The following is a 4,643-nucleotide window of genomic DNA, read 5'->3' as shown; positions in this document are numbered from 1 at the left end:
CGGCGGTGCCGCCGGCTCCGGTGACCAATGCCGCCCGCCGGATGCCCGGCCGCGCCAGCCGGTTGAACCACAGCGCCGCCTCGACCACGTCGCCGTCGACGGATACCCATTGGGCCTCGCAGTTGTCGGGCAGCGCCTCATGGGGAATCCCCGGGCCGAGCTTGACCCCGACCGGCATTCCCCGGTCAGCCAGCCTCTCCACGAAGGACAGCGGCGGAGAAAACGCCTCCGGGTCGAAGATCCGGGTGGTGCCCGAGGCCGTCGTCGTCCGCCGCGCCGGGTCCAGCCACACGCCGTCGATCCCGGTGAGGTCCAGTCCCTCCGCATCGGCATTGACCACGGTCGCGGTCGGCCACGGCATCAGGTTGATGGTGGCCACCGCGGCGGTGGTCTCGTCCCGTTCCACGGCGGTGACTCTGCGGTCCAGGCTGGCCAGCGCCATGGCGTCCGCGCCGATTCCACAGCCCAGGTCCGCGACGTGCTCCACCCCGGCGGCCTGGAACCGCCGCGCGTGCAGGGCCGCGATGTTCAGCCGCGTGGCCTGTTCCAGCCCCGCCGTGGTGAACAGCATTTTCTCCGCGAACGGACCGAACTTCGCCTTGGCCTTCGCACGCAGGCGGGACTGTGTCATGGCGGCTGAGACCAGTTCGGGGGAGTGGCCGGCCTTGCGCAGTTCGGTGCCGGTGTGCAGGCTCTCCGCCTCGGAATAGGGGCCGAGCGAATTCAGCAGCTCCCAGCCTTCCGGAGTGAGAATCGGTGCAATGCTCTCGGCGTGGGTCTCGGGTGCCATGGTTTCAAGCCTAGTGCAGCGGATTCAGGCGGCCGACGCAGGCAGGCGGACCGGCCGATTCGTGCCTTAAAAGCGGCGATGGGTAGTTCTCCCCATGGCGGGATATGCTGGGACTCCGTAGGGTCGGTAAGGAAGCTTACTGTGAGGAGGCGTGCATGATGTCCACATCCATCGACGGGTACGACATTGATACAGACGCTTGCCAAGCCGAGATTGAAGCGGAACTTGGCGAGCTGATCGAAGCCGGCAACAGGGCGCACCGGGGCTGGCAGGCCCTCTGGGATGACGTCGCCGCAGGCGTCGCCGCACCTGCCCCGGGCTGGAAGCCGGAGCTGCGGCGCCTCGCCTGAACGACTCCCGCGGTCATTCCCGGCCGGACCGGCCGGGACGAAGGGGGACGCTGGTCGCGGCCGCCCGCCGGCCGTAGCATGGGCGCATGATCGAATCGGCGGCAACGTTCCTGTCCGCGGGCCGGTACTTCCGCGAGGTGCTGGCAAACGTGCCGCCGACCGCATGGAACGCACCCGGGCTGGACGATTGGAGCGTCCGGACGCTCGCCGGACATACCAGTCGGGCGCTGTCCACGGTGCTGACCTACCTGGGTCGCCCCGCCAAGACTGTCCAGGTGGAATCGGCCGCGGACTATTACCTGGCCACCGGACTGGCCAATGATCCCGGCGTCACCGAACGGGCCGTGGCAGCCGGCAAGGAGTTGGGCCCGCACCCGGTGGATATGGTGGACCGGCTGCTGGCCCAGCTGGAAAACACGCTGCCGCTGACCGAGGACCGGGTCATCGAGACGGCCGCCGGCGGGATGCGCTTCAGCGACTACCTGCCCACCCGGATCTTCGAACTTGCGGTGCACACGCTCGACCTGTCCCGGGCCTGCGGCCTGGTGGCGGAGCTGCCGCGCGGCGTGGAGCTGGAAGCCGGGCGGCTGGCCATGGAGATTGCCGCCGAACGCGGCGACGGGGCGCAGGTGCTGCTGGCCCTGACCGGGCGGACCATGCTGCCCGGCGATTTTTCCGTGGTCTGACGCCGTGTCGCCCTGCCGACCCTGCCGGCCTCGCCGGCCGGGCCCTCCGGGGCCCCGTGGCGGCAACAACTCCGCCGTCCGGCCTCAGGCGAAGTAGACGCCGATCCTGTTGCCCTCGATCTCCTCGATGCGGATGTCGATGTCGTACACGTCGCGCAGCACGTCCGGCTGCATGATCTGCGCCGGCGGGCCCTGGTGCACCAGGCGGCCGGAGCGCATGGCGATGATCGAGTCCGAGTAGCAGGACGCGAAGTTGATGTCGTGGATGACCAGCACCACGGTCTTGCCCAGCTCATCGGTCAGCCGGCGCAGCAGCCGCATCATCTCCACCGAGTGCTTCATGTCCAGGTTGTTCAGCGGTTCGTCCAGCAGCAGGTAATCGGTGTCCTGGGCCAGCACCATGGCGATGAACGCCCGCTGCCGCTGGCCGCCGGAGAGTTCGTCCACGAACTTGTCCGCCATCGACGTCAGGTCCAGGTACGCCAGCGCCTGCTCGATCTGGACGAGGTCGGCCGGGCCCGGCCGGCCGTTGTTGTGCGGGAAACGGCCGAAGCCCACCAGGTCCCGTACGGTCAGGCGGACGGTCAGCTGGTTGTCCTGGCGCAGGATGGCCATCTTGCGGGCCAGTTCCTTGCCCGCGGTCTTGCCGACGTCGAGCCCGTCGATGGTCACCGCCCCGGCGTCCATGGGCAGCAGCCGGGAGACCATGGACAGCAGCGTGGACTTGCCGGCGCCGTTCGGCCCGATGATCGAGGTGATGCCGCCGTCCTTGATGTAGCAGCTGACGTCGTCCACCACGGTCTGCGTGCCGTAGGTCTTGGAGACTCCGGAGACGTGGATCATTTGATGGAGCCTTTCAGCAGCAGGGCGATGAACAGGATGCCGCCGGCGAATTCAATGACGATGCTCAGCGCGGTATCGAAACCGAACACCTGCTCGAGGACCAGCTGGCCGCCGACCAGGGCGATGGCGCCCAGCAGCACGGCGATGGGCAGCACGTACACGTGCCGGAAGTGCGAGCACAGCAGGTAGGCCAGGCTGGCCACCAGCAGGCCAAAGAACGTGATCGGGCCCACCAGTGCGGTGGAAACGGCCACCAGGATGGCGCACAGCATCAGGACGGTGGTCACGGCCCGCCGGTGGTCCACGCCCAGGTTCAGCGCCGTGTCCCGGCCCAGCGCCAGCACGTCCAGCTGCCGGCGCATCCGCCAGACCGGGACGGTGGCCGCGGCCACGGCCACCGCGGACACGGCCAGCAGCACGCCGTCCACGTTGTTAAAGCTGGCGAAAAACAGGTCCTGCAGGATGATGAATTCGCTCGGGTCGATCAGCCGCTGCAGCAGCGAGGAGATGCCGCGGAACATGGTCCCGAACACGATGCCCACCAGCAGCATCAGGTGCAGGCTCTTGCCGCCGCCGGTGAACAGCCAGCGGTAGATCAGGAAGGAGAAGCCCACCATCAGCATCACTTCGATCACGAAGCGCACCGGCGCGCCCAGGCTCAGCAGCGCCTGCCCGCCGATCGCGAAGGTCAGCCCGGTCTGGATCAGCATGTAAAGGGCATCGAAGCCCATGATCGACGGGGTCAGGATCCGGTTGGCGGTCACCGTCTGGAACAACACCGTGGACACGCCCACGGCGTACGCCACCAGCAGCATCGAACCGACCTTGATGGCACGCCGGGGCAGGATGTAGCCGAGGTTGCCGCGCAGGTCGATGGTCATGAACACCGCCACGAGGGCGGCCGTCAGCAGGCCCAACAAAATAATCCAGGTCCGCGGCCGGACCGTGGTGAGGGTGCGGCGCTTGCGCTGCGTCAGCGCGGCGGGAAGTACCGAATCAGCCATTCTTGCGGGTCCTCAGCAGCAGGTAGAGGAAGACGGCGCTGCCGACGGCGGAGACGATCACGCCCACCGGGATTTCGTAGGGGTAGCGGATGGTGCGGCCGATGATGTCGCACAGCAGCACAAAGCCCGCACCGAAGACCGCGACCCAGGGAACCGCGCGGCGGGCGCTGTCGCCGAACGCCAGCGACACCAGGTTGGGCACCACCAGCCCCAGGAACGGAATGGCGCCGATGTTGACCACCACCACGGCGCTGATCAGCGAGACGATGACCAGCCCGAGCGTCAGGATCCGGCCGTAGTGCAGGCCCAGATTGGTGGAGAATTCCTGCCCCATGCCGGCCATCGTGAAGCGGTCCGCGCACAGGTAGCCGATCACCGCGAGCAGCGCGACAATCCAGAGGAGCTCGTAGCGGCCGCGGAGCACGCCGGAGAAGTCGCCGATCATCCAGCTGTTCAGCGTCTGCAGCAGGTCGAAGCGGTAGGCGAAGAACGTGGTCACCGCGGCGATGACGCCGCCCAGCATGATGCCCACCAGCGGCACGATGAGCGTGTTGCGCAGCGGGATCCGGCGCAGCACCAGCAGGAACAGGCCGGTCCCGGCGGCCGCAAACACGGTCGCCACGGACATCTTGGCCAACAGGGTGGCACCGGGGATCGCCACCGTGACCACCAGGATGCCCAGCGAGGCAGACTCCACGGTGCCCACGGTGGACGGCTCCACGAATTTGTTCCGTGCCATCAGCTGCATGATCAGCCCGGCAATCCCCAGCGCCGCGCCGGCCAGGATGACCGACAGGGTGCGCGGCAGCCGGCTGATCCAGAAAATGTCCCAGGCCTTCTGGTCGCCGGCCAGCAGGGCAGGCAGCGACACGTCGCTGACGCCCACAAACATGCTGGCAATGGCCAGGACGACGACGGCGGTGGCCGCCCAGGCGAGCTGGGACCCGGATCCGCGGGCGCGGGAGCGTCC

6 protein-coding genes are annotated in these 4,643 nt (G+C 68.1%); 2 read left to right on the top strand and 4 right to left on the bottom strand.

The features are described 5' to 3' along the window. On the bottom strand, positions 1 to 790 hold a 790-nt coding region (locus AC5RUJ_RS11440), incomplete at its 3' end, for a DUF8688 domain-containing protein (RefSeq protein WP_494155888.1). Between the two features lie 155 nt (positions 791 to 945). Between AC5RUJ_RS11440 and AC5RUJ_RS11435 the strand changes: the two genes are divergently transcribed. Further along, positions 946 to 1,140 carry a hypothetical protein gene (locus AC5RUJ_RS11435; protein WP_494000398.1) on the top strand — a complete coding sequence of 65 codons (195 nt, stop codon included), beginning with the start codon at positions 946 to 948 and terminating at the stop codon, positions 1,138 to 1,140. A gap of 86 nt (positions 1,141 to 1,226) precedes the next feature. Then, the gene (locus AC5RUJ_RS11430) at positions 1,227 to 1,826 is read left to right on the top strand and encodes a maleylpyruvate isomerase N-terminal domain-containing protein (RefSeq protein WP_494000397.1); all 600 of its coding nucleotides are present in this window, start codon (positions 1,227 to 1,229) and stop codon (positions 1,824 to 1,826) included. An 84-nt stretch (positions 1,827 to 1,910) separates the two neighbouring features. Here AC5RUJ_RS11430 and AC5RUJ_RS11425 read toward each other — a convergent pair whose 3' ends face one another. The 3 genes from AC5RUJ_RS11425 to AC5RUJ_RS11415 all read right to left on the bottom strand — a co-directional run. Next, on the bottom strand, positions 1,911 to 2,669 hold the full coding sequence (locus AC5RUJ_RS11425; RefSeq protein WP_493979500.1) for an iron ABC transporter ATP-binding protein: 759 nt from the start codon (positions 2,667 to 2,669) through the stop codon (positions 1,911 to 1,913). Then, positions 2,666 to 3,673, bottom strand: a complete 1,008-nt coding sequence (locus tag AC5RUJ_RS11420; RefSeq protein WP_494128354.1) for an iron chelate uptake ABC transporter family permease subunit — start codon at positions 3,671 to 3,673, stop codon at positions 2,666 to 2,668. Before AC5RUJ_RS11420 ends, AC5RUJ_RS11425 begins: the two co-directional genes overlap by 4 nt. After that, a partial coding sequence (locus AC5RUJ_RS11415) for an ABC transporter permease (protein WP_494155887.1) occupies positions 3,666 to 4,643 on the bottom strand: 978 nt, incomplete at its 5' end. The genes AC5RUJ_RS11420 and AC5RUJ_RS11415, both read right to left, overlap by 8 nt.

The organism is Arthrobacter sp. Y3223164 (assembly GCF_059091005.1).
The sequence above is the reverse complement of the archived record's forward strand: the minus strand, read 5'-3'. Positions and strand labels throughout refer to the sequence as shown.

What these genes read in the sequence shown, in the direction of transcription:
- AC5RUJ_RS11430 (WP_494000397.1), top strand. Translation starts at nt 1,227, where the DNA reads ATGATCGAATCGGCGGCAACGTTCCTGTCCGCGGGCCGGTACTTCCGC.
- AC5RUJ_RS11435 (WP_494000398.1), top strand. Translation starts at nt 946, where the DNA reads ATGATGTCCACATCCATCGACGGGTACGACATTGATACAGACGCTTGC.
- AC5RUJ_RS11425 (WP_493979500.1), bottom strand. Translation starts at nt 2,669, where the DNA reads ATGATCCACGTCTCCGGAGTCTCCAAGACCTACGGCACGCAGACCGTG.
- AC5RUJ_RS11420 (WP_494128354.1), bottom strand. Translation starts at nt 3,673, where the DNA reads ATGGCTGATTCGGTACTTCCCGCCGCGCTGACGCAGCGCAAGCGCCGC.